The organism is Campylobacter sp. RM12642 (assembly GCF_020137635.1).
GTDB lineage: Bacteria > Campylobacterota > Campylobacteria > Campylobacterales > Campylobacteraceae > Campylobacter_E.
The window spans coordinates 24,948-50,366 of the sequence record NZ_JACGAT010000008.1 but is presented as its reverse complement, the minus strand read 5'-3'; the positions used below and the strand labels follow the sequence as shown (position 1 = coordinate 50,366).

Here is a 25,419-nt window from a genome sequence, read left to right as displayed (position 1 = left end):
TTTTTAAAACTTGTTAAAAATTATAAAATTATTGCACTAAATAGTAAATAATTTTTATTCATAAAATATTTTATTGAATATTTAATTTGCCTTAGATTAAGGTGCTTGCTAAGAATAATTTTAGAATGCAAATATTATTTGGAATAATAATAAAACTTAAGAATTTGAAAAATCACTTTCAAATTCTTGAAGATAAATTACTTTAAAACTTTTGGAAGAGTTATGCCTGTTTGATTTTGATATTTACCTTTTTTATCAGCATAAGAAGTAATGCAAGGCTCATCACCTTGTAAAAACAACACTTGAGCTATACCTTCATTTGCATATATTTTTGCAGGTAGTGGAGTGGTGTTGCTAATTTCTATTGTAATATGACCGCAAAATCCAGGCTCAAAAGGTGTAACATTTACAATAATTCCACATCTTGCATATGTGCTTTTACCAAGACAAATTGCTAATACATCTCTTGGCATTTTAAAATATTCAACCGTTCTTGCAAGTGCAAATGAATTCGCAGGAACAATACACTCATCACCTACGAAATCAACTACATTTTTATCATTAAAATCCTTAGGGTCAATCATAGTGCTATTTACATTTGTAAATATTTTAAACTCACGCCCAACACGAATATCATACCCATAACTAGAAAGTCCATAGCTAACCACATTTTTACCTACATTCTCTTCACAAAATGGAGTTATCATTTCGTGTTTTAATGCCATTTCTTTTATCCAAGCATCACTTTTTAGTCCCATTCATATCCTTTTTATGATTTTTAACTATTATACATTTAATTTTTAATATAGGTTTTATTTTATTATTAGATGAAATTTATGAATTTAAAGGAAGATTATGTTAAGTGCAAGAAATATATTAAAAATACAAATAACTAAAGTTGAGAGTTCGCCTATTATTTCATTAGTTACCGCAAAATTAGAAAATAATAAAACAATCAAATCTTTAATAACTACAGAAAGTGTAGATGATTTAAATCTAAAAATAAATGATAATGCTATAGCAGTATTTAAAGCAAATTCTGTAATTGTTAGCAAAAACGAATGTGCTACTCGCTTAAGTAGTGCAAATGAACTAAATGGCAAAATCGTAAGTATAAAAAATGGTTCGGTATATAGCATAATAGAAATTAATTGTAATGGAATTTTAATTACAGCTAGCATAACCAATGATAGTGCAAATAAGATGGATTTAAATATAAGTGATAATGTAAATGTTTTAATAAAAGCGAGTGATATTTTAATAGGAATTAAAGAATAAAATATGAAAATATTTTTAAACTGGCTAATAAGTGAGATTAAATCAAATGAAAAATCTTTCATAGCTTTTTCTTTTTCTACTAAAAAATTAAATATTTATTATTATTTATTTTTTGCTTTATACTTGCTTATAAAACCTGATAATATTACTAAAATATTTCGTGTATTTATAGATGAAAAAGCAGTATATGATGATATATTTTTATTAATTCCTTTTACAGGACTTCAGATTATTTCTTTTGTGATATTTATCCCATCTTTTATAGTGGTTTTATTTAGCTTATTAATTGATAAAGATAAAATCAATCTTGCTTGTGAATTAGAAGATTTTTTCAAGGCTTTATTTTATGCGTTTATATTTGTATTTTGCATATTTTGTGCCTTAAGTTTTATTAGCCAATCTAATGAGCTTTTCTTTATTTGTTTAACGGCATTTGTGTTTATATCTATATTATTATTTATAATTGCTAAAGATAATTTATATTATTTTTTTAGCATTATTTTATATCTTACTTGCTCGCTACTTCTTTATGAGCTCATAGATATTTTTTATATTTTAGTTTCTTTTTTGATTTTACTTATAATTTCAATTTATATAAGGCTTAGAAGTATTTATTTATTTTTATTATCAATGCCTTTGATACTTCATTATTTTATAGAGTTTGCACATAGTTACTTTGCAAGCAGTGAAGGTGTGATAAATGCTTTAAGTGAGTTGTTTATTACTTTGGCTATATTTATTTTGATTTTTGTATATGATAAAAGAATTAGGCTAGAAAATCTAGCCTAAGAATTATAGACCTTCAAACGGATTTGTAACTACGTTTTTGCGGTCGCATACATAAGGAATTAAAGCAACTGCTCTTGCTCTTTTAATAGCTAGCTCAACCATTTCTTGGTGTTTTTTGCTTGTTCCTGTTAATCTTCTTGGCATTATTTTAAAACGCTCTGATAATGCGTGTTTTAATAATGCTGTATCTTTATAATCAATAAAATCAACTTTTGCTTCTGTAAATTTGCAATATTTTCTTGAATACTTTCTTTTTTCTGCCATAATTTATCCTTTAAAATGGTATCTCTGCATCATCTGCCGAGTTATAATTATAATTATTTCTTTCTTCAGCAAAATTATTTTGTCTTTGATAATTCTGCTCTTCTCTTGCATAATTATTTTGTTGATAATTATTTTGAGTAGGTCTATTGTAGTTATTATTTGCTTGATAATTGTTTCTAGGAGCATTATTATTTTGCATTTCATCAGGTTTGTTGTCTAACATTTCCATATTTTCAACTACAAGTTGAATTTTTGAACGATTTTGATTGGTTGCTGTATCTACCCAAGTTTGTTGTTGTAAATAGCCTTCAACCATTAGTTTTGAACCTTTTCTTAAATATTGCCCTACAATTTCTGCTAATCTAGCATAAAACACTACATCTATAAATAAAGTTTCTTCTATTCTTTCGCCTGTGTTTGAGCTTCTATATCTACTAACAGCCATTGCATTATTTACTACCGCACTACCTGTTGTACTAATAGTTTTTATTTCTACATCTCTTACCAAACGACCTATTAGAATAACCTTATTCATATCTTATCCTTTATTCTGCTGGAGTTTCAGCCTTAGTTTCTTTTTTGCTTTCTTTTTTACCTAATCTTTTGCCTTGAGAAAGTATTTCCCACGCAGCGATTTCGCGTCTGTTTTCGTATTTAACGATTAAAAATCTAATTACATCTTCAGTGATTTTTAAAACACGCTCAAGTTCTTTAATTAATGAACCTGGAGCTTTAAAATATATTACATAATATACGCCACGCTCATATTTATCAATTTGGTAAGCTAATTTTCTAGTACCCATTTCAATAGTATTTGCAATTTCAGCACCATTTTTTACTAGAGTTTCTTTAACAAACTCAACTCTTGCTTTTAATTCTTCATCAGTTAGCGTTGGCTTTGCGATGAATAAAACCTCATAATGTCTCATGATTCTCCTTTTGGATATTAAGCCTAGATTTACTAAGCAAGGAATTTTGCATAAAGCAAGGCTTGATTTTAGCAGTTTAATCTTAATATTTTATGAGTTTATTAAAAAATATATTTTTAAAAGATTTGAATATGCTATTTCTTTTGAAGAATTATTGTTATTTAGTTTTAATTCATATTCAGCGTTTAATAAAATTGCGAAAATTTCTTCGTAAAAATTAGATAATTTTCTCGCTTGATTTTCTAATTCTACGCAAACTTGTCTTGGTGGAGTGTAACCAAAGGCTATTTTATAATCAATTCTACCATTTGTTTTTAGATTTGCACTTATTGTAAAAAGTCTTATTAAACTTGAATAAAGTTTATTAATTAAAGCGATTTCATCTTCATTTTCTAATATTTTATAAATATATTCATTTGGCTCTTTTGTCTTTAAAAAATTACTCAAAAAATCATCAAACCCTAAAGCATTATCGCTTTCTAAATGCTCTTTAATAGTGCTTAAATCTAGTGTTTGATTTTTATATTTTAAAAGCTCACAACCTGCTTTAAATATATCAAATTCATAATTTTTTTGAAGATATTGCAAGGCTTCTTCACTAGCATTTATTTTATAAAAATTAGTAATTTCTTTTAATAAAGCAATTTGCTCAAAGCTAGTCTTTTTCTCAAAAAATCTAACAAAATTATTATTAATACTTAATTCTAAATCTTTTAAAGCTTTTCCATCATAAATAGCTAATATTAATTGATTTTCACTATTAATATGCTTTAGAATTTCTTTTAAATCCTTACTTGAAATTCCTTTTTCAAATTCTAAAATCAATTGCTTAGAACTAGCAAATAACGAACTCTCACTTAAAAAATCAACAGCTTTATTTAATTTATAATCGCTATCTCTTAAAATCAGCCTTTCATCGTATTTTTTCAGACTTTTTATGATTTCTAAGTTTATAAATATACTTAATCTACACGCCCCATAAAGCATAAAGGCATTAGGAAGATTGTTTTTTATTTTGTTAAATTCTGCTTCATACATCTTTAACTATCCTAGCAAAAACCTTAGCGCTTATTAAATCTACTTCATAAATCTCAACTAAAACCCTAGAAAATAAAGTTACATTAGGATTTGCAATAAATATCCTTGCACCCTTAAACTCATCATCTAAAACACCTATTGTAATATCTTCGTTTTTAGTGATTTTTACATAAAATCTTTTGCCAATATTTTTGTGAAAATACCTTGCATAAACCCTATCACAAAAATCCATTGCCACCTTATCAGCTTCTCTTTCAAGATTACTAACTTCAAAACATTTATTCTCAAGGTTCGTGCTAAGGTATGTAAATAGTTTATCTTGATTTTTCATAAGAGCTTTTAATAATCTATGCAAAATCAAATCCGAATATCTTCTAATAGGACTTGTAAAATGCGAATACCTTTCAAATCCTAATGCAAAATGCCCTTTATTTTCATGTCCATATTCAGCTTTTTTAAATGAACGAATGATGATTTTATCTACTTCAGCACGGATATTTAATTCATCTGCTAAGCTCTGAATATTTTTGATATTTTCATAGATATTTTCTCCACCACTAAAATCAAGTCCTAATAATTGCAATTCTTCATACATAGCAGCGATTTTATTGTAATTTGGGCTTTGATGATTTCTAAAAATAGCTAAATCAGGGCACATTTTAGCCGCTGCTTTATTAGCAAGTAGCATACAATCCTCAATCAATTGATGAGACCTTGTTGATTGCTCGTAATATGTCTTAGTAATTTGCCAGTCGCTATCAATCTCCATTCTTAGCTCTTCTGTTAAAAAATTAAAACCTTTATTTAATCTAGCGTTTCTTATCTTTTTTGTAAGCTCATTTAAAGAATATAAATAATTGCATTCTTTTAAATCAGTTTTTTTGTCTAAATATTCATCTACTTCATCGTAATTAAATCTTCTTTTTGAATTAATTATGCCTTCATAGATTTCTTCTTTTATTACTTTTGCACCTTCAAAATATATTTTAAAACCAAAACAAAGCCTGTCTTCATTTGGGTTTAAAGAACAAATTCCTTCACTTAAAACTCTTGGCAACATAGGAATGCTTTTATGTGGAAAATATATACTAAATCCACGCTTTAAAGCTTCGTTATCTAAAGCACTAAAAGCCCTTACATATTCGCTTACATCAGCAATTGCTACATATAAAATCTGATTTTTTTCATCAAAATAAATAGCATCATCAAAATCTTTTGCGTGAATTGGGTCTATCGTGCAAAATGGCAAATGCCTTAAATCAAGTCTATCAGGATAAAAACTAGCATCAACACTGCCACTATAAGCATTTGCTTCATCTAAACACGCTTTATCAAATTCTTCAGTTTTATTAAATAAAGCCATAGAGATTTTTTCATCTACTTTTTCATCACTAATATGCCCTAGCACTTCTACTACATTTGAACTTGCATTATCAATCTTTAAAATAGTGCCAACAGGTAAGGCTTTTAATGATTTTTGAGATACGCTAAGTTGTCTTAAAAGTCCTGTTTTAAAGCATTTTCCAAATACTACATTTTTTAGCATTTGAGTAATAACTAAAGAAAATTCTTCTTCTCTTTTTAAGACAAGTATTACAGCAGCACTCGGGCGACCTTTTTGCTTTTTAATCTTTTTTGCAATTACAATATCGCCGTATCTTGCTGAATGTAAGTCTTTTGATTTTATGAGTAAATCTCGCTCTAAAAACGACGCTTGTAAAAATCCATCGCCTTTAGAATTTATATCCATTTTGCCATAATAAAATCCATTATTAAAATAGATTTTATTATTGTATTCGCTTACTATTTTTTCTGTTAATAAGACTTTAATTATTTCTTTTTGTTTTGAATTAGCATTAAGCTTATTAAAACCTTGCCTAATGTTTTCTAAAAACTCAAGCATCTTGTTCTACTACTTTAATAGCGTCTATTAATTTATCTCCTAATAAGCCATTATTTTTAGCGTCTAATACACATTGAACTATCATTTCTTCATTAAAAAATCCAAAAATATTAATAAGATTTGAAACTATATTTAATGCAATTGCATTCTTTTTTATATCATTACTTGCGTTTTCTGGATTTACACTATAAAAAATAGCATCAATCATATCAACTTCAAGATTCCATTTATCAAATATCATAGAAGTTACTTCTTCGCTACTCATTCCTAAAAACTGCTTTTCATAATCACTTAATTCTTTAATATTTCTTAAATCACTTAATCCATTTTTAAATTCTTCTGCTTTATTTGTTTCAACTAATTCAGAAGATATAATTATCTTGCCAATTTCTAGCAAAAACGATGCTGGAATTACGACTTTTTTAGTATTGTCTGCACTTCTATTAAGCCAATTAATTGCTAATGAATTTTGCATAGTTGAGATTTTTGCAAACATTGCTTCATTCATATTGTAAGCACTTAAATTGATTTTAAAAGAGTTTTTAACAGCTGCATTTAAAGCAAATCCTTTAATAGTTGTCATTCCAAACAAATTAACAGCCCTATCAACACTACTAATTTCTCTTGAAAATCCGTATAAAGGCGAATTTGCTGATTTTAAAATATTTGCAGTTAGCATTGGGTCTTTTTCAACTATTTTTGCTAAATCTTTTAAAGATGAGTTTTCGTCATTACAAATTCTTTGAATTTCTAAAGTGCTTTCATTAAGCGGAGGTAGGCTTTTTATTCTTTTACTAATAAAATCTTGCATAATAAACCTTTTAAGTAAATAAAATTTGATATTTTTTTATTAGATTGTAACTAAAATAGTTATAATTTGCTTAATTAAATCAAAAGAAAAAGGAAAAATATGGCAGTAAATGTTTATTATGATCGTGATTGCGATTTAGGTTTAATTAAAAGCAAAATAGTTGCGATTATTGGTTTTGGCTCACAAGGACACGCTCACGCTGAAAACTTAAGAGATAGTGGTGTAAAAGTTGTAATTGGTCTAAGAGAAGGAAGCTCGGCTAATAAAGCTCGTGCTAAAGGTTTTGAAGTTTTAAGCGTAGCTGATGCGACTAAAAAAGCTGATGTTATTATGATTTTAACTCCTGATGAGTTTCAAGCTCAAATTTTTAATAGCGAAATTAAACCAAACTTAAGCGAAGGAAAAGCTATAGCATTTGCTCACGGATTTAATGTTCATTACGGACAAATTGTAGCTCCAAAAGGAGTAGATATTATAATGATAGCACCTAAAGCACCAGGTCATACGGTAAGAAATGAATTTGTAATTGGTGGCGGTGTTCCTGATTTAATAGCAGTTGCTCAAGATGAAAGCGGTAATGCAAAAGCTCTAGCACTAAGCTATGCAAGTGCAATTGGTGGCGGACGCACAGCTATAATTGAAACTACATTTAAAGACGAAACAGAAACAGACCTTTTCGGCGAACAAGCAGTGCTTTGTGGAGGTTTGACTGCACTTATTGAAGCAGGATTTAATACACTTGTAGAAGCTGGATATGAACCTGAAATGGCATATTTTGAGTGCTTACACGAAATGAAATTAATCGTTGATTTAATGTATCAAGGCGGAATTGCTGATATGAGATATTCTATTTCAAATACAGCTGAATACGGCGATTATATTACAGGCGAAAAAGTTATAAATGAAGATAGCAAAAAAGCTATGAAAAAAGTATTAAAAGATATTCAAGATGGCACATTTGCAAAAGATTTCATCTTAGAAAGCCGTGCAAATTATCCAAAAATGAATGCAAGACGCAATATTACTAAAAACAGCCTTTTAGAACAAACTGGCGTTAAATTACGCAAAATGATGCCTTGGATTGAAAAAAGCAAATTAGTTCAACAAGATAAAAATTAATGGCTAAAAAAAAGCAAAAAAGCAAAGCTAATTCTAGCTTTGCTAAAACTCTTAAAATAATTTTTTTATTTTTATTATTATTTGGCATAGGGCTTTTGGTATATTTAAATATATACGAAAGCAAAGAGCAAATTAGCGAAACTAAAGAGATAAAAACTCAAAAAGAAATTCAAAAACCAAAACCGCAAACAATAGTAAATGCTATAAATAATTATAAAAATGAAAAAAGCATTGATAAAGAAAAGAATTTAAATCAAAATTTTAGTGATATATTTGCTAATATGGATTTAGAAAAAAATGATGATAATTGTAAGGTAACTAGCGTAACTTGTTTTGATACCAAAGAAACTTCAGCCTTTGGTTCTTTAGCAAGTGCTACTAATATTAAGGCAAAATTAGCAATTATTATTGATGATGTTGCGACAAAAGAACAAAGCGAAGAAATCAAAAAAATTATTAAAAATGGTAAAAAAATCACTCCGAGCTTTTTTCCTAACACAAACAATCACCCAGATACTAATAAATATTCAAAAGAATTTAAATCTTTTATGATACACCTTCCTTTAAGGGCTTTAAAGTTTAATAAAGAAGAGCCACTAACCCTTACTCCAAATGATAGTTATCAAGTGATTGAAAATAGGATTAAAAATATCAAAATCGCTTTTCCAAATCTAAAATATCTAAACAATCATACAGGCTCATTATTTAGCGAAGATGAAAACGCTATGAGAAATTTATTTAAAGCATTGAAAAAATATGATTTGATTTTCGTTGATTCAAGGACTAGTGCCAACACAAAAGCACCTACAATTGCAAAAGAATTTAATCAATTTTATATCCACAGAAATGTATTTTTAGATAATTCACAAGATTTAAATGATATTCGCAAAAAGCTAGATGAAGCAGTGGAATTTGCCCTAAAACACAAAAGAGCAATAGCCATAGCACACCCACACAAAAATAGCCTAAAAGCAATTAGCGAATATGACTTTTCTAAAGTTGAGCTAGTTTATATAGATGATATATACAACGATTATAAATGAGTTTAATACTCTTAAAAACCCGCCTGATAAGATTTATTATAAAGGCAATTTAGAACTTTTAAAAATGCCTAAAATAAGTATAGTAGGCTCTAGAAAAATGAGCGTTTATACAAAAAATCTAACCTTTAAACTAGCACAAAAACTAAGCCAAATAGGTATTTGCATAGTAAGTGGTGGAGCAATTGGAGTAGATATTGAAAGTGCAAAAGCAAGTCTGCCTTATCATATAGGATTTTTTGCAAACGGGCTTAATAAAATCTATCCAAAAAGCAATGAATTAATCATCAAACAAATATATGAAAACGCCCTAGCACTAAGCGAAAACGAGCCAAATCATATCCCATTAAAACACGATTTTTTAGCTAGAAATCGCCTTGTAGTAACTCTTGGAGATATTTTAATCATCACCCAAGCAGACCTTAAAAGCGGTTCATTAAACTCAGCAAAACACGCCCTAGAATATGGAAAAGATATTTATGTATTAGCCCAAAGAATAGGAGAAAGTGATGGCACAAACGAGCTAATCGCAAACTATAAGGCAAAAATAATTTATGATATTGATATTTTCGTAGCACAAATGCAAGAATACTTCAGCGTTCAAAAATGCTACACTCAAAACTACGATGAGTTTTTAGAATTTTGTAAAAACGGAGCAAATCTTGATGAAGCCTTAGAGCGATACGGCGAATTAGTATATGATTATGAACTTGATGGAAAAATAATAATTGATGGAGTTTTAGTTAGGAGTGTTTAATGGAAAATATACTTGCACTTGATTTAGGGCTTAAACGAATTGGCGTTGCAATTAGCATAATGAAAATTCCTATGCCACAACCTGCAATAATTAGAATAAATCGCAACCAAGCAGCCACAGAAGTAAAAGAACTAATCAAAAAGCACAAAATCACTAAAATTGTAATAGGCATTCCAATGGGTGGTAGTGCTGAAGATGAGATGAGAAGAAGAGTGGAGCATTTTTCAAAACTAATTGAGTTTAGTAATATAGTCTATCACGATGAAAGTTTTACAAGCAAACAAGCAGCAAAAATTATTAGTAGCAAAAAAAAAGATGGCAAACAAGATAGCATTGCAGCATTTTTATTGCTTAAGGATTATTTAGGAATTTAAATTGAAAAAGCTCGTTTGTTTGCTTATATTTAAAGTTTTGTTAGCAAATGATTATGACTTAGGATTTGAGATTTTTAAAAATATTGATTTTACAAAAGAGCCAATTGAATACGAAAATGATTTAAAACAAGTTTATAATTTATGGTCTAAAGCTTGTAAGAATAAAAATATGCAAGCTTGTTATGATTTAGGGTTTTTATATGAGAGCGGAATAGGAACTAAGCAAAATTATACTAAAGCCATAAATCTTTATACTAAAGCTTGTGAAAATAACTTATATGAAGCTTGTTATGCAGTAGGTTTTATGAATGCTTATGGGATTAGAACGCAACAAAACAAGAAAAAAGCTATTAAATTCTATACTAAATCTTGTAATCATAATTATGCTGTTGGGTGTTATTTTTTATCATTTTTATATAAGGATAAAAAAGCTAAAGAATATTTAAAAAAAGCTTGTGATTTAGGTGATGAAAGAGCTTGTAAAAGTATTGAGAATTTAAAAAATTAAATTAGAAATTTAAAGGAAGTAAGGTGAAAAAATTATTATGTTTAGCACTTTTAGGTGCAAGTGTTTTAGGTGCAGTTGATATTAAGGAATTAGAAAAAGCTTGCAATAAAAACGATTATAAAGCTTGTGATGCTCTTGGATATTTATATGCAAGTGGCGAAGATGTAGAGCAGGATTTTAAAAAAGCAAATAAATTATGGATTAAGGCTTGTAAAGGTAAAGATGCTTCTTCTTGTTTTAATATAGGATTATCTTACGAACAAGGAAACGGAGTAAAACAAGATTTAAAAAAAGCAAGTGAGTTTTACACAAAAGCTTGTGATGGTGGACATACTTTTGCTTGCACAAATTTAGGTTCTATGTATTTTGAAGGAGATGGCATAAAACAAGATTTAAATAAGGCGAGAGAATTTTATACTAAAAGTTGCGAACTACAAGATTTTGGTGCTTGTGGATTTTTAGGCTTTATGTATTATTCTGGAATTGGCGTTGCAAAAGATATTGAAAAAACAAAAGAATTATGGACTAAAGCTTGCGATAATAAAAATGGAGAAAGCTGTTTAGCTTTATCAAGTTTATATGAAAATGATATTAAAAAGTCTATTGAATTAATTAAAAAAGCTTGTGATTATGGAGAACATACTAGTTGTTTGCTGTATAAAAAAATAAACAAGCAATGACATTAAAGGAAGTAAAATGAAAAAATTATTATGTTTAGCACTTTTAGGTGCTGGTATTTTAGGTGCAAATGAGCTTGAAAGTCAGTGTAATCAAGGGGATTTTGAAGCTTGTTCAGATTTAGGAGTAGAATATGCTAAAAATCAAGATTATGCTAAAGCAAAAGAATATTTTACTAAGGCTTGTGATAGCGGAAATGCTACGGGTTGCAATAATTTAGGGGTTGTTTATGCGAATGAATTTGGAGTAAAACAAGACTATACAAAAGCAAGAGAGTTTTATGCTAAAGCTTGTGATAATGGGGATACTATGGGTTGCTCTAATTTAGGGTTTTTATACGAAAAAGGACTTGGAATAAAGCAAGATTATTTTAAAGCAAGAGAGTTTTATGCCAAAGCTTGCAATAACGGAAATGCTACGGGTTGCTTTAATTTAGGAATTTTATATGCAAATGGATTTGGAGTAAAAAAAGATTACATAAAAGCAAAAGAATATTTTACTAAAGCTTGCGATGGTGAAAACGCTAGTGGTTGCTCTAATTTAGGGGTTGTGTATGCAAACGGATTTGGAGCAAAACAAGATTATGCAAAAGCAATAGAACTTTATGCTAAAGGTTGTGATGGTAACGATGCTATGGGTTGTTATAATTTGGGAGCTTTATATAATAACGGGCAAGGCGTTAGAGAAAATAAAATAAAAGCTAAAGAATACTTAAGAAAAGCTTGTAATTTAGGCGAACACAACGGCTGTAGTCATTATGAAATATTAGATGAGCAAGGGTTTTGATAAATAACAATGATAAATTTAAAGGAAGTAAAGTGAAAAAATTATTATGTTTAATGCTTTTAGGTGCTGGTATTTTAAGTGCAAATGAGCTTGAGAATAAGTGTAATCAAGGGGATTTGGAAGCTTGTTTTAATTTAGGAGTAGAATATGCTAAAAATCAAGATTATGCTGAAGCAAAAGAATATTTTACTAAGGCTTGTGATAACGGACAAATTCTTAGTTGCCTTAGCTTGGGTGAATTTTACTTTTTTATAAATCAAGATTATGCTAAAGCAAAAGAATATTTTATTAAGGCTTGTGATGAAGATGCTACGACTTGCTCTGATCTAGGGTTGTTATATAGTGAAGGGTTTGGAGTAAGACAAGATTATATAAAAGCAAAAGAGTTATTTACCAAAGCTTGTGATGCAGGAAGTGTTGTTGGCTGTGTTAATTTAGGAAATTTATATGCTAACGGAAATGGTGTAAAGCAAGATAATGATAAAGCAAAAGAGCTTTTTACTAAAGCTTGTAATGATGAATTTACTGAAGGTTGTTATGGTTTAGGATTATTATATAGCAAAGGGGTGATTAGAACAAGCGAAGATTATTTAAAGGCAAGCGAATTTTATACTAAATCTTGTGATGGTGGAGAAAGTGTTGGTTGTTATAATTTAGGTGTTTTATATAGCAGTGGGTATGGAGTAAAACAAGATCCTATTAAGGCAAAAGAGCTTTTTACTAAAGCCTGTGAAGATGGGTTACCTAATGGTTGTTTTAATTTAGGCAGTTTGTATTATAAAGGCAAAGGTGTAAAACAAGATAAAACAAAGGCTAAGGAATATTTTGGCAAAGCTTGTGATTTAGGCGGTCAGAATAGTTGTTATTGGTATAGAAAATTAAACGAGCAAGGGTATTAATAATAAGAAATTTTAAGGAAATTTTATGAAAAAATTATTATGTTTAGTGCTTGTAGGTATGAGTTTATTTGCAAATAAAACCAATAAAGAATGTTTAAATATGGATTATAAAACTTGCTACGAGATAAATGATAAGAATTTAGAAATTAAATGTGACAATAAAGATTATCATGCTTGTTTTTTATTAACACTAATTGAGTTAGATAACAATTGCAACAAAAACGATTATGAATCTTGTCATAAACTAGCTAACGAATATGAGAGTGATTGGAAATTTAAAAAAGCTATAGAATTGCATACAAAGGCGTGTAATGGTGGATATTTTCAAAGTTGTGATTTTTTAGGCTTTTTTTATGAACATGCTCGTGGGGTAAAGCGAGATATTGCTAAGGCGATACATTTTTATAAAATAGCTTGTGATAACAAGGGATATTTAGCATGTGAAAGCATAGGTTATATATATTCTGAAGGTTTTTGGCTTATGCAAAATCATAAAAAAGCGATTGAATATTATAAAAAAGCTTGCGAGTATAATAAAGGAAGATGTGAAAAATTAGCTTGGCAATATGAAAAAATAGATGATTTCAAAAATGCTATTAAGGCTTATGAAATTTCTTGTGATGCTAAAAATAATAATGCCTGCTTACGCTTAGGAATAATGTATGAAAACGGCGAAAATATAGAGCAGGATATAAATATGGCAAAAAAATATTATAGTCTTACATGCCGATATAAAGGCGGCATAACTTGTGATAAACTAGAAATGTTAAACCAACAAGAAATTATAAAATAAATATGTAGGATAAAATATGAAAAAATTATTATCTTTGGTATTTTTTAGTATAAGTATTTTAGTTGCAAATGAAAACAATAACGAATGCTTAAATATAGATTATAAAACCTGCTTTAAACTTAATGAAGCCGAATTAAAAAGCAAATGTGATAAAAAAGATCACCCATCTTGCTATCTTTTAGATACGCTAAAATATGAAAAATTATGCGCTCAAAATGATTTAGAAAGTTGCTACGAACTAGCTGGGCAGTATGAAGATCATAAAAAATATAAAAAAGCCTTTAAACTACACACAAAAGCATGCGATGGTGGGTATTTTTCAAGCTGTGATTATTTAGGTTTTTTTTATGAACAAGCTCGTGGTATAAAGCGAGATATTAAAAAAGCTATGCAGTTTTATGAAATAGCTTGTGACAATAGAGTAGCGAATGCTTGCAAAAGTTTAGGCAATAAGTATTCTACAGGTTTTTGGGTTAAGCAAGATCATAAAAAAGCGATTGAATATTATAAAAAAGCTTGTGAATATGACCGACCATATCAATGTGAGGAATTAATATACGAATATGAAAAAATAAAAGATTATAAAGAAGCGATTAAGATTTATAAAAAAACCTGTGATAACGGATATTTCCCAAGCTGTGAGCGTTTGTTTTTGATGTATAAAAATGGCGATAGGGTAAAGCAAGATTTAAATTTAGCAAAAAAATATTTAGCCGATGTTTGTCGTTATAGCCCTAAGTACTGCGAAGAATTAGAAATAAATGAAGAAGAAATCTTTAATCAGGAAGTAAAATGAAAAAATTATTATTTTTAGTGTTTTTAGGCGCTGGTATTTTAGGTGCGAATGAGCTTGAGAGTAAATGTAATAAAGGCGATTTGGTAGCTTGTGTAAAATTAGGTGAAATATATTTTAACGAACAAAACTATCAAAAATCTATTGAATTTTTTAAAAAAGCTTGCGATGGTGGTTATGCTTTGGGATGTACCGGTCTAGGAAAATTTTATGCAGATGGAAGAGGTGTTAAACAAGACTTGGTAAAAGCAAGCGAACTTTACACTAAAGCTTGTGATGGTGGAGATGCCTTAGGTTGCTTTGTTTTAGGATTTTTATATGAACAAGGATTTGGAGTTACACAAAATTATACAAAAGCTATCAATCTATATATCAAATCTTGTAATAATAAATTCGGTGTAAGTTGTTCTATGGTAGGGGCTTTATATAGTAATGGCAAAGGTGTGAAAAAAGACAAAATAAAAGCTCAAGAATACTTTAACAAAGCTTGTGATTTAGGTTATCAGGGCGGTTGCGATGAGTATAGAAAACTAAATGAACAAGGATATTAATGATATTTAATCATACCGAGCATTTTAACGAGATTTATGGCTTTAAAAAGCCAATTGATTTGGAGTATTTCGGAGTATTTATAAACTCTATTAAATATGGTGAAGAAGAGTTTTTAAGTGTATTTAGTAAGTATTCGCCTACAAAGTTAGATGATAGTTTTTATATTTTTAATCAAGAATTTAAAATAAGAATTTCAACTCACGATTTAGCAATAAATGGCGGTATTTATATACAAGATTATTCAAGTTATTTATGCGCTAAGGCTTTAAATGTTAGCTCAAGCGATATTATTTTGGATATGTGTGCTGCTCCAGGGGGTAAGAGTATAAATCTAGCTAATTTTAGCGACAATTGTGAAAATCTAAGCTCAAATGAGCTAAATAGCAAAAGATTTCATAAGCTTAAAACAATCCTAGCAAACTACGGCGTAAAGGCAAAAACATATAATCACGATGGCGTTTTGATAGGTCGCAAGACACCCGAGAGATTTAGCAAAATATTGCTTGATGCTCCTTGTAGCACATTTATGCACGATTTTTCTATCACAAAAAGCCATAAAGAAATAAAGCAAATCGCCACTACTCAAAAAAAGCTTTTAAACTCTGCCCTAACAGCTTTACAGGTTGGTGGGGAGCTAGTTTATAGCACTTGCACGCATAATTTTTATGAAAACGAAGCAGTGATTTATAATGCGCTTAATTCTAAATTTAATATAGAACTTTTAGAAATTCATTTGCCTTGCGAATATTTACAAGGACTAAGTAATTACGATGAAAAATATAGCGATATTAGACTTGCTAAAACTTATCGCATAAAGCCAAGCAACACACATTCTGGCTTTTTCATAGCAAAATTAAGGAAATTAGGCTAAATTATTTTGCTAATAAATTTGTAATATTTTAAGAAATATTAAGCTAATTAGTGAGTTTAAATTATAAAAACTATATAGATAGATTTAATAGTATTTAAAAGACTTGAAAGTAAGAAAACGATAAGATATTTAATCAATACATAGCAAAATCTTATAAAAAATAAATTATTTTAATAATCTGCCTTGCCTAATCAACTACAAAATATTCTAATTAGCTATTTTAATTGTTTAGCTTGGCAATTAGTGTTTTTACAATAATTAGTTAAACCTAAATACTTAATAGTATTTAGGAAAAGTTTTAATTATTTGTTTGTTCTTTTAGTTTTTCTTCAAGTTTTTTAAGCTTTTTTTCTGATTTTTTATGCTCTTTTTCAACTTTTTCTACTTTATCATCAACTTTATTTTCTAATTCTTTAGCTTCTTTTTTAGCTTTATTTTTTAATTCTTTTTCTTCTTTATCAGCTAATTTTTTAGCTTCTTTATCTTTTTTAGCTTTGATTTTTTCTAAATCATCTTTGTATTTATCTTCAACTTTTTCTTTTTTAGCATTTAGTTTTGCTTGGCTTTTTTCTAATTTTTTACTCTCGTAATCATATTTAGTTTCAGCTTTGATGGTTTTTAATTTTTCATTATCTATTTTACCATCTACACAATTTTTGCTGATTTCTTGTTTTTGTGTTTTTAAATATTCTAACCTTTCTGGATTTGCCTTTTTTTGATTTTGAACTTTTGTGATTTGCTCATCAAGTTTATTTAAAACCTTATCACACGATGTAGCAGCAAAAAGCGATGAAGCTAAAGCAACACTTAAAATTAACTTATTCATAAATTCTCCTTAAAAAATATTCAGCAAATAGTATAAAAACACTCATTAAACAATTAGCTTAGCTAAATAAATTATATGTAGCTAATACAAATTAAGTAAAACTTAAGAATGGGGGGGGGTATTATACTGATTTTACAAAAAGCATAATGCAAAGCATTAGGCTTTAAACCAAATCAAAAGGAGAAAATATGAAAAAATTATTTAGTTTTGTAGCTGTTGCTACTATGTTTGTTGCTTGCGGAAGTAATACCCCTGATGTTGTGGCTAAAAATTGTCATAAAGCATATTTTGAAGGAGATTTAAATAAATATACCCAATGTTTTTATTTTAAATCAGAAGATGTAAAACAAAAACATATGGAAGACCTAATCTCCAATATTAATAGGAGTAGAAAAATGATTGCTGGAGTAGGTGGCATTAAATCAGTAGAAGCAAGTATATTGCGTGAATTTAAAGATGATAATGGAATTCAAACTGCTGAGATTCAAGCGATAATGACGGCTAATAATGGTGAAATTCATAAATTAACAAACGAACTTAAAAAAGTAGGTAATAATTGGTATATGTATGTATATAATAAGTAATTTTAATGATTACGGCTTAAGGTTTATTGGAATTTATCTTAGATAAATTCCAAAATCTATTATTAGCTAAAGGAAAAACCTTTAGCTAATGCAAACTTGTCCTGCATAAACGATAAAAAATCTTAACATTACTACACCAACTAGCACAGCAAGAGAGTTTATTATTATGAATGCAGGTTTATAGGCGTGGTTTTTAAGTGCGGTTAGGGCTATTAAAATAGGTAAAACAAGCCCCGTTCCTAACACTCCAAACCAAAATAATTTTGAATAAAACTCATGAGAAAAAATAGCCTTAAGCGATATTAAACTCTCGCCCCCGCTATAATACATTCCTACAAAAAGTAAAAGCAAGATAGGGATTTCAAGCATTATTGCTCTTAAATCTAAAACTAATAAATACTTTATGTTTTCTTTATTTAAGTGAGCTTTAAAAAATAAAATTCCCACAAGTATATTTGCAGCTATTCCACAAGAAAACGCAGAAACCACAAAAAGCAATGGTAAAATAGGAGTATTCCATAAAGGGATTTTAGAAATCGCACTTAATAAAAATCCCGTATAAGCACCAACACATAAAGCTAAGAAAAACAATACATATTCAATCATCTTTGCAAAATTAGCCATTTTTCTTATGGAATTTGTAATAGGAATTAAGAACCTAAAATAAAGCCCTATTTCACGCTCAAAAATAATTAATGCGTATAAAAATGCTAAAGGTGTATAAACTAATAAAAATAAAACACCTAAAGTCATAACCGAAGTAAAATTGTATTTTATTAGCAATAAATAAAATGTAAGTGGTTTGCCTAAATCAATTATCAAAAGCAAAAGCCCCAAGCTAATAGCAAGTGGAGAAATTAACGCTCCTGCTTTAATCGTTGCGTCCCAAATACTATTAGTATTATGTGTAAATCTATTAAATTTTACTATTAATGAAACCATCAAACACCCAGCACTAAGCCCTGCTAAAAACAAATATAGTGCAATAGGCCAAGGCCAATAAATCTCATTATATTGCATTAAACTCCCTGCCATATTATTCATAGCGTCCTCCTTTTGTATTTTTTATAAAACCTAGTTTTGGTTTAGTGCCTAAATGAGCTTTAGGATATTCAACGCTTTTACTTGCTAAGACTTTATTAACTTCTGAATTGCTATCATTTATATCCCCAAAAATTAGTGCATCAGTAGGACATACGCTAACACAAGCAGGGGTTAAACCATCGCTTACTCTATTTGGATAACAAAAAGTGCATTTATCAATTGCTTTTGTGATAGGATTAAGAAATCTTGCATTATAAGGACAGGCTAATATGCAGTATTTGCAAGATACACATAAATTTTCATCAATTAATGTTATTCCATTTGCTAGTTTAAAACTAGCTCCCGTAGGACATACGCTTACACACGGGCTATCTTCGCACATTACACAACTTGCCCTTGTAAAATCTGTTTGAAGATTTGGAAAAACTCCCTTCATTTTCGCATGAACTTGCACTCTAAAAACCCCACTTGGAATTTGATTTTCGTTTTTACAAGCTACGCTACAAGCCTCGCAACCTATACATAAATTTTCATCGTGAATCATTACAAACTTTTTCATCTTTAAGCCCTTTTAATATCTACGCCTATATTTGTAACCATTGTGCTACAAACATAACCACTTCTTGAACCTAGCACTATGCTATCATTTGCACCTATTTCGTGAATGTTTTTAAGTGCTGGAGTATTACGACCAAATCCGTGATAAATAAACAATGTATCAGGACGAATTCCTTGAGTTAGCATAAGTTTTACTTGGATTTTGCCAAATTCATTTTCTAAATATACTAAATCGCCATCTTTAAAGCCTAATTCTTTAGCCTTAGTTTCATTTATCCACACAGGACTTTCACTCATTAATTCATTTAAAATTGGGATATTTTGAGTATGAGCGTTTGTATGAATTGGAGTTTTACCACTCGTTAGACAAAATTCATGATTTTTAAACACATCATAATCAGTTGTATTTAAACAGCCGTGAGTTGGGAATAAGTTTTCAACTTTTTCTATGAAAAGCTCTATTTTTTTACTAGGTGTCTTAAAACTAATTAGCGAACTAAGTTCGCCGTTACTATTAATTTTATCTTTAATTTGCGGATAAGTTTTAGCAAATTCTTTTATGGTTTTTGGCTCTCTTAAATAAAGACTAGGGACTTTATAAGTTACTATGCCATCTTTTTTAAGATTTGCTAGTAAATCTACATTGCCTTTAGCTTGCTGCATTCTATACTCATCTATTGTCGTATAAGTATAAAGCTCATCAATTTTCATCATACTTGCTAGTTTTCTAAAAATATCAAAACCACTTTTTGTATCGCCTATAACTTCTACGGCTTTATTTCTCATATAATAGCCATTTCCTATAGTTGCAATGCTCTCATCTCGCTCTAAATATGAGCTTTCTGGTAATACCACATCAGCTAAATTGCTAAAATCATTTAAATATATATCAATACTTACTATAAAATCTAGCTCATTTATAGCCTTTAAACTCTCATTTACATTTGCTACATTTACTAAGTGATTAAACCTAGTATTTACCCAAGCTTTAATAGGATATGGCTTTTTGCTAAGTATTGCAGGGGCAATATCCATTAAAACTCCGTGTTTTCTGGATACAAAATAATTTTTATTTCCAACTTCACCTGCACCATCAATTCTAGGAGTGTTAGGAACCTTAAAAACATTGCTAGGATTATCAAGAGTAGGGAAAATATCTTCGCCTATGATTTTATTTAAAGTATTTGTATTTTTGCTAGTGTGAATGCCACCTTTTTTCTCGTAATTTCCCATTAAAGCGTTTGCTATTGCAATAGCTCTTGTGCGTTGATATTCTGCATAAGTAGTAGTGGTTTTATGTCCCCAATCAATTACTACTTTAGGAGCAGCTTTATAGATTTCATCGGCAATTCGCTCAATAGTATCAGCACTAATTCCAGTGATACTTTCTTGCCATTTAGGGCTTGTATCTTTTACACTAGCTTTAAGTTCATCAAGTCCTATGCAATATTCATTTACAAATTCTTTATCGTATTTTTCATCTCTTAGCCAAATATGAATTAATGCCATTAAAAACGCCACATCAGTTCCTGGCTTAATAGGTAGCCACTCATCAGCCTTAGCAGCAACTACGCTAAATCTAGGCTCAAGGACAAGTAGTTTTGTATCACTTGCAGCTGCAAATTTAGCTAGTTTTTTAGCATCACTTATTACTATACCTTCAAATAAATTATGTCCGAAATTTACAATATATTTTGCATTAGCAAAATCTCTTGATAAGCCGCCACCATAAGTATGCTCTAAAACCATATTATAAGTAATCGGACAGCTTGAATAATGTGAAAATATATTAGGACTGCCGTAAGCACAGGCAAAATTACTCATATGAGTGTGAGATTCTCCGGCTTTGCTTGTAAATATTACGCTACTAGCTCCGTGCTTTTCTTTTATTTCGTTTAACTTTGTTGCAACTAGGTTTAAAGCTTCGTCCCAACTAGCTTCACGCCATTTGTTTTCCCCACGCTTACCTACACGAATTAAAGGCTTAATAAGGCGGTTTTTATCATATAATTGATTAATTCCTGCTCCACCCCTTGCACATACGCTAGTTTTATTTGTGCTAAATTTTGGATTACCATTAATAAATACACCTTTATTATCTTTAACGCTTATTTCAATAGGACAGCGAGTAGAACACATCTCGCAAACCGAAAAAACACTTTTTTTATCCCCGTTTGTAAAGGCATTAGCACTCAAAACTGGATTAATACAGGCTAATGAACCTAAAAATGCAGAGCCTTTTAAAAATTCCCTTCTTTGCATTAATACTCCTTAAAATACAAATACTTTCAAAGTATTTAATTAAATTATACTTAAAAATTTTAATTAAATTATAAAATTATAATATATTTTATTTTAAATTATCGGAATTTAAATTCTTTTTATTTTTTATGCCAAATTCTTGAATTAAAATATAATTTTTTAGATTTTTCTTGACAATTAAAAATTTTTTTTGTATTATTCAACCTTTCACAAATATTTTAATGTCTTGTTAGCTCAGCAGGTAGAGCATCTCACTTTTAATGAGGGGGCCGCTGGTTCGAATCCAGCACAGGACACCATCAATCTTGGTCGCTTAGCTCAGTTGGTAGAGCGCCACCCTTACAAGGTGGATGTCATAAGTTCGAGTCTTATAGCGACCACCATTTCTTAAACTAGGTTGCGGCGGTAGTTCAGCTGGTTAGAATATCGGCCTGTCACGCCGGAGGTCGCGGGTTCGAGCCCCGTCCGCCGCGCCATTTCCCTTTCTTTTAAAAATTTAAACAATAGTTCTCTCCTTTAATATTTTTATTTCTTAATTTATTTAGGATAAAATCTATCTCTTAAAAAAAATATTAAAGGAGAATTATGAAAGATTTTTTCATTAACTTTTTTACACTTTCAGAGCCTTTATCAATTACTTTTGTATTAGTTTATCTAATATTATGCTTTTGGCTAAACCGCTTAGCATATACTATAAGTTTTGCAAAAAGAATGACATTGGCACTATTTTTAGGTGTTATTTTGGGTGTATTAGCTCAATATTTGGCAAATTATCCTGCAAATTCTAAAGAAATTTTATGGCTTGAGCAAACTAGAATTTGGTATTCTTTCGTTGTAAGTATTTTTATTAGCTTGTTAAAACTTATGATAGTTCCTATTGTATTTTTTGGAATTTCATCATCTTTATTAAAGCTTGAAGGTGGAGTAAAGATTTCATCAATTCTTAGTAGAAGTATTTTTTGGCTTTTAATAACTACTGCAATTGCAAGTGCTATAGGTCTTAGTTTAGGTGTAATATTTAATCTAGGAAGTGATGTTGTAGTGCAAACTTCAAAAACTATAAAAGAAGCTAGAACTCTAAGCTCAATTTTATTAGGTTTAATGCCAAATAATATCATAGATTCTTTTGCAAATAATAATATTTTAGGAGTAATTTTAGTAGCATTTTTATTCACTCTTGGTGCAAGAAAAATAGGCACAAAAGAAGAAAATAAAGAAATATTTAGCACCTATAAAAACCTAGTAATTTTTATAAACAAAATTATTATGAATGTAATTACAAATATAATCCAACTAATGCCTTATGCTGTTGTCGCAATGATTGCAAATGTGCTAATAGCAAATGGAGTTGCAGCTATGAAAGAAGCTGGGTTATTTATAATATTAACTTATGCAAGTGGAATTTTAATGATTGTTGTATTTTCTATCATTTTAGCATTTCACGGCTTATCTCCTATGGTGTATTATAAAAAAGCGTTTGAAGTGCTATTATTAGCTTTTACTTCAAGAAGTTCAGCGGGTGTTTTACCGATTACCATTCGTACACTTCATACTAAATTAGGCGTTAGTGAAAACAATGCAAACTTCGTAGCAGGGCTAGGTGCTACTATAGGAATGAGTGGCTGTGCTGGGTATTATGTAGGGCTTGTGGCTGCATTTATTATGCATAGTGCAGGGCTTAGCATTGATTTATCTAGTGCGGTTTTAATTATCATAATTACTATTGTTGGGTCTTTAAGCATCGCAGGAATTCCTGGAATTTCAATTGTAGCAGCTTCTATTATGATTACAGGGCTTGGACTTGGGGATAAGTTTTATTTACTAGGTGTAATTTTTGCAATTGACCCTATTATAGATATGGTAAGAACTATGAGCAATGTAAATGGTGCTATGATTGCAGCGATTGCGACTGATAGCGAGTTAAAAACATTAAATAAAGATGAATATAAGGATTTAAACAATGAAAGAGATTAATTATCAAGAATATTTAAATATTAAAGATAATGCAACTTGTGTTATAGCTTTTGGAGCACCTTGGTGTAGGGATTGTAAGATTGCTGAGCCGTTTTTGGTAGAGCTTAGTCAAAAATATACTAATATAAATTTTTACCATGTAAATGTTGATAAAGATGAAAATATAAGAGCTGATTTGGGTATTCGCCATATTCCTACGATACTTTTTTTAAAAAATGGAGAAGAAGTGCATACAAGAGTGGTTGAGCCGCACTCAATTTCTTTAATTGAAGAAGGCGTTTTAAAGCTTTAAAATGTTTAAAAATCCATCACTTAATAATGTGTTTTCACAGAATTTTGATGGATTTTATATATATTCTAAAAATAGCGAAATTGAAATTCTTTTAAAAGAATTAGCAAATAATCTAAGCAAAAATAATCTAGTTTTATATATTTGTAATACTGATACAAAAGGCTTAAATAAAAATATTTATCACATAGATATTTTTAATGATTTAGCGATTTTACAAGTTAAAAAATTGAAATATTTTGATTATATTTTCATTGAAAATTTATCATTTTTAAAAAATATAAATTTTCCAAAAAATGCAAAAATTATTGCAAACGGATTTTTAAAATCTGATTTAAGATATTTCAAGGGTAAAAAAACTAGATTTTTAAGATTTATATACACTCAAGATTTTATAAAAATATTTAATCAAAATTGTGAGTTTTTATATAATTTCAAACCCAAAAATCATAGTATTTTTAGCCCAAATGAGTTAGATTTTGATATAGATAAAGAAGTGGAATTTTATTTAAACTGCATTAAGCAAGGCTTTAGGTTTTATGATTTTAGAAAAAGTAGAAAAGATGAGATTTTTAAAGCACTTGGAGATGGCAATGTATCTTTTAACGAAATTCCATTCGCAAATAATATTAGCAAAAAATATTTTTATATAAATAATCACAAAATCAACAAAGACTTTATACCAAATAATATAAATAATATAAAAGTAAATTTTATAAGTAAGAAAACAGAAGTGAAAAAATCAATATTTAAAAAATTATTTAATTTTAAGTAGGCTAGGAAAATCCTAGCCTTTAAATTATAGTTTTTCGCTATTGTTAGCTAGGTAATCAGCAACACCTTTTGGATCAGCTTTCATACCTTTTTCGCCTTTATGCCAGCCTGCTGGACATACTTCACCATGCTCATTTGTAAATAGCATTGTATCTACCATTCTAATCATTTCATCAATATTTCTTCCTAATGGTAGGTCATTAATTACTGCGTGGCGAACTGTGCCATCAGCATCTAATAAGAATGAACCTCTTAAAGCTACTGCTTCATCAAATAATACATCAAAACCACGAGCGATTTCTTTTGTAAGGTCTGCTACTAAAGGAAATTGTACATTGCCAATACCACCTTGATTCACTGGAGTGTTTTTCCAAGCAAAATGGCAGAATTCGTTATCACCGCTAATTCCGATTACATTAATTCCTCTATCTTGGAAATCTTTAAATCTTTTATCAAATGCGATAATTTCACTTGGACATACGAATGTAAAATCTTTTGGATAAAAGAATACTACTGTTCCTTTTTTACCCATATTTTTGTATAGATTAAAATTGTTATCTATTGTATTGTTTCCTAATACAGCTGGAGCTGTAAAATCTGGTGCTTTTTTTGTAACTAACATAATTTGTCTCCTTATTAATAATTTTTATTTGTTAAAAAATTATAAATGTTAAAAGTTAATAGAAATGTTAATCATACAAAAATTATCCTAAAATAATTTAAATCAAGATTTTAAGTAGTTTTATGAAAATTATAAATTAATATAGTTTTAAAATTATTTAATTTAAATAATTATTTAAAATGTTTTTAATAAAAATTAATTTATAATATGATTTGCTTTTTGCCTTAGGCTTGTTAGGGTGGAAAGGTGGTAATATGGGAGAAACAATTATTTTAATCGTTTTAATCATAGCTTTACTAAGAAC

The 25,419-nt window shown here is 29.1% G+C and carries 30 protein-coding genes and 3 tRNA genes; 21 read left to right on the top strand and 12 right to left on the bottom strand.

The window, feature by feature from the left end; all coding sequences use genetic code 11:
• Positions 1-197: 197 nt before the first annotated feature.
• Entirely contained in the window at positions 198-758 is a 561-nt protein-coding gene (gene dcd / locus AVBRAN12642_RS04685) for a dCTP deaminase (protein WP_214116378.1), read from the bottom strand.
• A gap of 97 nt (positions 759-855) precedes the next feature.
• On the opposite strand from dcd, the gene AVBRAN12642_RS04680 reads away from it, so the two are divergent.
• Together AVBRAN12642_RS04680 and AVBRAN12642_RS04675 are read left to right on the top strand one after the other, a co-directional pair.
• Positions 856-1,278, top strand: a complete 423-nt coding sequence (locus AVBRAN12642_RS04680) for a TOBE domain-containing protein (protein WP_214116375.1) — start codon at positions 856-858, stop codon at positions 1,276-1,278.
• A gap of 3 nt (positions 1,279-1,281) precedes the next feature.
• Positions 1,282-2,067 carry a hypothetical protein gene (locus AVBRAN12642_RS04675; RefSeq protein ID WP_336606949.1) on the top strand — a complete coding sequence of 262 codons (786 nt, stop codon included), beginning with the start codon at positions 1,282-1,284 and terminating at the stop codon, positions 2,065-2,067.
• 3 nt (positions 2,068-2,070) lie between these two features.
• Here the strand turns inward: AVBRAN12642_RS04675 and rpsR are convergent, their stop codons facing one another.
• The 6 genes from rpsR to AVBRAN12642_RS04645 form a co-directional block, all read right to left on the bottom strand.
• Positions 2,071-2,331 carry a 30S ribosomal protein S18 gene (gene rpsR, locus AVBRAN12642_RS04670; RefSeq protein WP_214116366.1) on the bottom strand — a complete coding sequence of 87 codons (261 nt, stop codon included), beginning with the start codon at positions 2,329-2,331 and terminating at the stop codon, positions 2,071-2,073.
• A 10-nt stretch (positions 2,332-2,341) separates the two neighbouring features.
• A complete protein-coding gene (gene ssb, locus AVBRAN12642_RS04665; RefSeq protein WP_214116364.1) occupies positions 2,342-2,866 on the bottom strand; it encodes a single-stranded DNA-binding protein in 525 nt (174 codons plus the stop codon).
• A 10-nt stretch (positions 2,867-2,876) separates the two neighbouring features.
• Entirely contained in the window at positions 2,877-3,260 is a 384-nt protein-coding gene (gene rpsF / locus AVBRAN12642_RS04660; protein ID WP_214116362.1) for a 30S ribosomal protein S6, read from the bottom strand.
• Positions 3,261-3,350: 90 nt separating this feature from the next.
• Positions 3,351-4,298 (bottom strand): hypothetical protein, encoded by a 948-nt coding sequence (locus AVBRAN12642_RS04655; RefSeq protein ID WP_214119599.1) that lies wholly within the window; start codon positions 4,296-4,298, stop codon positions 3,351-3,353.
• Positions 4,291-6,201, bottom strand: coding sequence for an RNB domain-containing ribonuclease (locus AVBRAN12642_RS04650; RefSeq protein WP_214119601.1), 1,911 nt, complete (start codon positions 6,199-6,201; stop codon positions 4,291-4,293). Before AVBRAN12642_RS04650 ends, AVBRAN12642_RS04655 begins: the two co-directional genes overlap by 8 nt.
• Positions 6,194-7,012 carry an HDOD domain-containing protein gene (locus AVBRAN12642_RS04645; protein ID WP_214116357.1) on the bottom strand — a complete coding sequence of 273 codons (819 nt, stop codon included), beginning with the start codon at positions 7,010-7,012 and terminating at the stop codon, positions 6,194-6,196. The genes AVBRAN12642_RS04650 and AVBRAN12642_RS04645 overlap by 8 nt, the downstream gene beginning before the upstream one ends.
• A gap of 99 nt (positions 7,013-7,111) precedes the next feature.
• Between AVBRAN12642_RS04645 and ilvC the strand changes: the two genes are divergently transcribed.
• From ilvC to AVBRAN12642_RS04585, 12 genes are read left to right on the top strand one after another with little or no spacing between them, the layout of a single operon-like run.
• On the top strand, positions 7,112-8,131 hold the full coding sequence (ilvC, locus tag AVBRAN12642_RS04640; RefSeq protein ID WP_214150100.1) for a ketol-acid reductoisomerase: 1,020 nt from the start codon (positions 7,112-7,114) through the stop codon (positions 8,129-8,131).
• Positions 8,131-9,174, top strand: coding sequence for a divergent polysaccharide deacetylase family protein (locus AVBRAN12642_RS04635; RefSeq protein WP_336608024.1), 1,044 nt, complete (start codon positions 8,131-8,133; stop codon positions 9,172-9,174). Before ilvC ends, AVBRAN12642_RS04635 begins: the two co-directional genes overlap by 1 nt.
• Positions 9,149-9,928: a DNA-processing protein DprA gene (locus AVBRAN12642_RS04630; RefSeq protein ID WP_336608023.1), complete on the top strand. Its 780-nt coding sequence runs from the start codon at positions 9,149-9,151 to the stop codon at positions 9,926-9,928. Before AVBRAN12642_RS04635 ends, AVBRAN12642_RS04630 begins: the two co-directional genes overlap by 26 nt.
• A complete protein-coding gene (ruvX, locus tag AVBRAN12642_RS04625) occupies positions 9,928-10,302 on the top strand; it encodes a Holliday junction resolvase RuvX (RefSeq protein WP_214119608.1) in 375 nt (124 codons plus the stop codon). Before AVBRAN12642_RS04630 ends, ruvX begins: the two co-directional genes overlap by 1 nt.
• A gap of 1 nt (position 10,303) precedes the next feature.
• Complete coding sequence (locus tag AVBRAN12642_RS04620) at positions 10,304-10,810, top strand: tetratricopeptide repeat protein (protein ID WP_336606952.1); 507 nt, start codon at positions 10,304-10,306, stop codon at positions 10,808-10,810.
• A gap of 23 nt (positions 10,811-10,833) precedes the next feature.
• The gene (locus AVBRAN12642_RS04615; RefSeq protein ID WP_336606953.1) at positions 10,834-11,490 is read left to right on the top strand and encodes a tetratricopeptide repeat protein; all 657 of its coding nucleotides are present in this window, start codon (positions 10,834-10,836) and stop codon (positions 11,488-11,490) included.
• 16 nt (positions 11,491-11,506) lie between these two features.
• Positions 11,507-12,274, top strand: a complete 768-nt coding sequence (locus tag AVBRAN12642_RS04610) for a tetratricopeptide repeat protein (RefSeq protein ID WP_336608022.1) — start codon at positions 11,507-11,509, stop codon at positions 12,272-12,274.
• Positions 12,275-12,306: 32 nt separating this feature from the next.
• Positions 12,307-13,173 (top strand): tetratricopeptide repeat protein, encoded by an 867-nt coding sequence (locus AVBRAN12642_RS04605; protein ID WP_336608021.1) that lies wholly within the window; start codon positions 12,307-12,309, stop codon positions 13,171-13,173.
• A gap of 25 nt (positions 13,174-13,198) precedes the next feature.
• Positions 13,199-13,966, top strand: a complete 768-nt coding sequence (locus tag AVBRAN12642_RS04600; protein ID WP_336608020.1) for a tetratricopeptide repeat protein — start codon at positions 13,199-13,201, stop codon at positions 13,964-13,966.
• Between the two features lie 16 nt (positions 13,967-13,982).
• Entirely contained in the window at positions 13,983-14,762 is a 780-nt protein-coding gene (locus AVBRAN12642_RS04595) for a tetratricopeptide repeat protein (RefSeq protein ID WP_336608019.1), read from the top strand.
• The gene (locus tag AVBRAN12642_RS04590) at positions 14,759-15,310 is read left to right on the top strand and encodes a tetratricopeptide repeat protein (RefSeq protein WP_336608018.1); all 552 of its coding nucleotides are present in this window, start codon (positions 14,759-14,761) and stop codon (positions 15,308-15,310) included. Before AVBRAN12642_RS04595 ends, AVBRAN12642_RS04590 begins: the two co-directional genes overlap by 4 nt.
• Positions 15,310-16,182, top strand: coding sequence for an RsmB/NOP family class I SAM-dependent RNA methyltransferase (locus AVBRAN12642_RS04585; RefSeq protein WP_336608017.1), 873 nt, complete (start codon positions 15,310-15,312; stop codon positions 16,180-16,182). The genes AVBRAN12642_RS04590 and AVBRAN12642_RS04585 overlap by 1 nt, the downstream gene beginning before the upstream one ends.
• A gap of 298 nt (positions 16,183-16,480) precedes the next feature.
• On the opposite strand, the gene AVBRAN12642_RS04580 is transcribed toward AVBRAN12642_RS04585, so the two are convergent.
• Positions 16,481-17,008 (bottom strand): hypothetical protein, encoded by a 528-nt coding sequence (locus tag AVBRAN12642_RS04580; protein WP_214119628.1) that lies wholly within the window; start codon positions 17,006-17,008, stop codon positions 16,481-16,483.
• A gap of 188 nt (positions 17,009-17,196) precedes the next feature.
• Here AVBRAN12642_RS04580 and AVBRAN12642_RS04575 point away from each other — a divergent pair, with 188 nt between their 5' ends.
• Entirely contained in the window at positions 17,197-17,592 is a 396-nt protein-coding gene (locus AVBRAN12642_RS04575; RefSeq protein WP_336608016.1) for a hypothetical protein, read from the top strand.
• An 81-nt stretch (positions 17,593-17,673) separates the two neighbouring features.
• Here AVBRAN12642_RS04575 and nrfD read toward each other — a convergent pair whose 3' ends face one another.
• From nrfD to phsA, 3 genes are read right to left on the bottom strand one after another with little or no spacing between them, the layout of a single operon-like run.
• The gene (gene nrfD, locus AVBRAN12642_RS04570; protein WP_336608015.1) at positions 17,674-18,636 is read right to left on the bottom strand and encodes an NrfD/PsrC family molybdoenzyme membrane anchor subunit; all 963 of its coding nucleotides are present in this window, start codon (positions 18,634-18,636) and stop codon (positions 17,674-17,676) included.
• The gene (locus AVBRAN12642_RS04565) at positions 18,629-19,195 is read right to left on the bottom strand and encodes a 4Fe-4S dicluster domain-containing protein (protein ID WP_214150087.1); all 567 of its coding nucleotides are present in this window, start codon (positions 19,193-19,195) and stop codon (positions 18,629-18,631) included. Before AVBRAN12642_RS04565 ends, nrfD begins: the two co-directional genes overlap by 8 nt.
• 2 nt (positions 19,196-19,197) lie before the next feature.
• Positions 19,198-21,456, bottom strand: a complete 2,259-nt coding sequence (gene phsA, locus AVBRAN12642_RS04560) for a thiosulfate reductase PhsA (RefSeq protein WP_336608014.1) — start codon at positions 21,454-21,456, stop codon at positions 19,198-19,200.
• A gap of 223 nt (positions 21,457-21,679) precedes the next feature.
• Here phsA and AVBRAN12642_RS04555 point away from each other — a divergent pair.
• The 6 genes from AVBRAN12642_RS04555 to AVBRAN12642_RS04530 all read left to right on the top strand — a co-directional run bounded on the left by AVBRAN12642_RS04555 (position 21,680) and on the right by AVBRAN12642_RS04530 (position 24,494).
• Positions 21,680-21,755 (top strand) — tRNA-Lys (locus tag AVBRAN12642_RS04555).
• A gap of 8 nt (positions 21,756-21,763) precedes the next feature.
• A tRNA-Val gene (locus AVBRAN12642_RS04550) sits at positions 21,764-21,839 on the top strand.
• Between the two features lie 16 nt (positions 21,840-21,855).
• Positions 21,856-21,932 (top strand) — tRNA-Asp (locus AVBRAN12642_RS04545).
• 109 nt (positions 21,933-22,041) lie between these two features.
• Complete coding sequence (locus AVBRAN12642_RS04540) at positions 22,042-23,430, top strand: cation:dicarboxylate symporter family transporter (RefSeq protein ID WP_336608013.1); 1,389 nt, start codon at positions 22,042-22,044, stop codon at positions 23,428-23,430.
• Entirely contained in the window at positions 23,417-23,722 is a 306-nt protein-coding gene (locus tag AVBRAN12642_RS04535) for a thioredoxin family protein (RefSeq protein ID WP_336606963.1), read from the top strand. Before AVBRAN12642_RS04540 ends, AVBRAN12642_RS04535 begins: the two co-directional genes overlap by 14 nt.
• Position 23,723: 1 nt before the next feature.
• Entirely contained in the window at positions 23,724-24,494 is a 771-nt protein-coding gene (locus AVBRAN12642_RS04530) for a hypothetical protein (protein ID WP_336606964.1), read from the top strand.
• A 24-nt stretch (positions 24,495-24,518) separates the two neighbouring features.
• On the opposite strand, the gene AVBRAN12642_RS04525 is transcribed toward AVBRAN12642_RS04530, so the two are convergent.
• Positions 24,519-25,115, bottom strand: a complete 597-nt coding sequence (locus AVBRAN12642_RS04525) for a peroxiredoxin (protein ID WP_214116319.1) — start codon at positions 25,113-25,115, stop codon at positions 24,519-24,521.
• Between the last annotated feature and the right edge of the window lie 304 nt (positions 25,116-25,419).

Excerpts from the sequence above, each read along its gene's own strand:
- AVBRAN12642_RS04575 (WP_336608016.1), top strand. The coding sequence starts at position 17,197 with ATGAAAAAATTATTTAGTTTTGTAGCTGTTGCTACTATGTTTGTTGCT.
- ruvX (WP_214119608.1), top strand. The coding sequence starts at position 9,928 with ATGGAAAATATACTTGCACTTGATTTAGGGCTTAAACGAATTGGCGTT.
- nrfD (WP_336608015.1), bottom strand. The coding sequence starts at position 18,636 with ATGAATAATATGGCAGGGAGTTTAATGCAATATAATGAGATTTATTGG.
- AVBRAN12642_RS04590 (WP_336608018.1), top strand. The coding sequence starts at position 14,759 with ATGAAAAAATTATTATTTTTAGTGTTTTTAGGCGCTGGTATTTTAGGT.
- ilvC (WP_214150100.1), top strand. The coding sequence starts at position 7,112 with ATGGCAGTAAATGTTTATTATGATCGTGATTGCGATTTAGGTTTAATT.
- AVBRAN12642_RS04540 (WP_336608013.1), top strand. The coding sequence starts at position 22,042 with ATGAAAGATTTTTTCATTAACTTTTTTACACTTTCAGAGCCTTTATCA.
- AVBRAN12642_RS04635 (WP_336608024.1), top strand. The coding sequence starts at position 8,131 with ATGGCTAAAAAAAAGCAAAAAAGCAAAGCTAATTCTAGCTTTGCTAAA.
- AVBRAN12642_RS04650 (WP_214119601.1), bottom strand. The coding sequence starts at position 6,201 with ATGCTTGAGTTTTTAGAAAACATTAGGCAAGGTTTTAATAAGCTTAAT.
- AVBRAN12642_RS04680 (WP_214116375.1), top strand. The coding sequence starts at position 856 with ATGTTAAGTGCAAGAAATATATTAAAAATACAAATAACTAAAGTTGAG.
- AVBRAN12642_RS04645 (WP_214116357.1), bottom strand. The coding sequence starts at position 7,012 with ATGCAAGATTTTATTAGTAAAAGAATAAAAAGCCTACCTCCGCTTAAT.
- AVBRAN12642_RS04535 (WP_336606963.1), top strand. The coding sequence starts at position 23,417 with ATGAAAGAGATTAATTATCAAGAATATTTAAATATTAAAGATAATGCA.
- AVBRAN12642_RS04580 (WP_214119628.1), bottom strand. The coding sequence starts at position 17,008 with ATGAATAAGTTAATTTTAAGTGTTGCTTTAGCTTCATCGCTTTTTGCT.
- AVBRAN12642_RS04565 (WP_214150087.1), bottom strand. The coding sequence starts at position 19,195 with ATGAAAAAGTTTGTAATGATTCACGATGAAAATTTATGTATAGGTTGC.
- rpsR (WP_214116366.1), bottom strand. The coding sequence starts at position 2,331 with ATGGCAGAAAAAAGAAAGTATTCAAGAAAATATTGCAAATTTACAGAA.
- rpsF (WP_214116362.1), bottom strand. The coding sequence starts at position 3,260 with ATGAGACATTATGAGGTTTTATTCATCGCAAAGCCAACGCTAACTGAT.
- AVBRAN12642_RS04675 (WP_336606949.1), top strand. The coding sequence starts at position 1,282 with ATGAAAATATTTTTAAACTGGCTAATAAGTGAGATTAAATCAAATGAA.
- AVBRAN12642_RS04610 (WP_336608022.1), top strand. The coding sequence starts at position 11,507 with ATGAAAAAATTATTATGTTTAGCACTTTTAGGTGCTGGTATTTTAGGT.
- AVBRAN12642_RS04655 (WP_214119599.1), bottom strand. The coding sequence starts at position 4,298 with ATGTATGAAGCAGAATTTAACAAAATAAAAAACAATCTTCCTAATGCC.
- phsA (WP_336608014.1), bottom strand. The coding sequence starts at position 21,456 with ATGCAAAGAAGGGAATTTTTAAAAGGCTCTGCATTTTTAGGTTCATTA.
- AVBRAN12642_RS04595 (WP_336608019.1), top strand. The coding sequence starts at position 13,983 with ATGAAAAAATTATTATCTTTGGTATTTTTTAGTATAAGTATTTTAGTT.
- AVBRAN12642_RS04530 (WP_336606964.1), top strand. The coding sequence starts at position 23,724 with ATGTTTAAAAATCCATCACTTAATAATGTGTTTTCACAGAATTTTGAT.
- ssb (WP_214116364.1), bottom strand. The coding sequence starts at position 2,866 with ATGAATAAGGTTATTCTAATAGGTCGTTTGGTAAGAGATGTAGAAATA.
- AVBRAN12642_RS04600 (WP_336608020.1), top strand. The coding sequence starts at position 13,199 with ATGAAAAAATTATTATGTTTAGTGCTTGTAGGTATGAGTTTATTTGCA.
- AVBRAN12642_RS04630 (WP_336608023.1), top strand. The coding sequence starts at position 9,149 with ATGATATATACAACGATTATAAATGAGTTTAATACTCTTAAAAACCCG.
- dcd (WP_214116378.1), bottom strand. The coding sequence starts at position 758 with ATGGGACTAAAAAGTGATGCTTGGATAAAAGAAATGGCATTAAAACAC.
- AVBRAN12642_RS04525 (WP_214116319.1), bottom strand. The coding sequence starts at position 25,115 with ATGTTAGTTACAAAAAAAGCACCAGATTTTACAGCTCCAGCTGTATTA.
- AVBRAN12642_RS04585 (WP_336608017.1), top strand. The coding sequence starts at position 15,310 with ATGATATTTAATCATACCGAGCATTTTAACGAGATTTATGGCTTTAAA.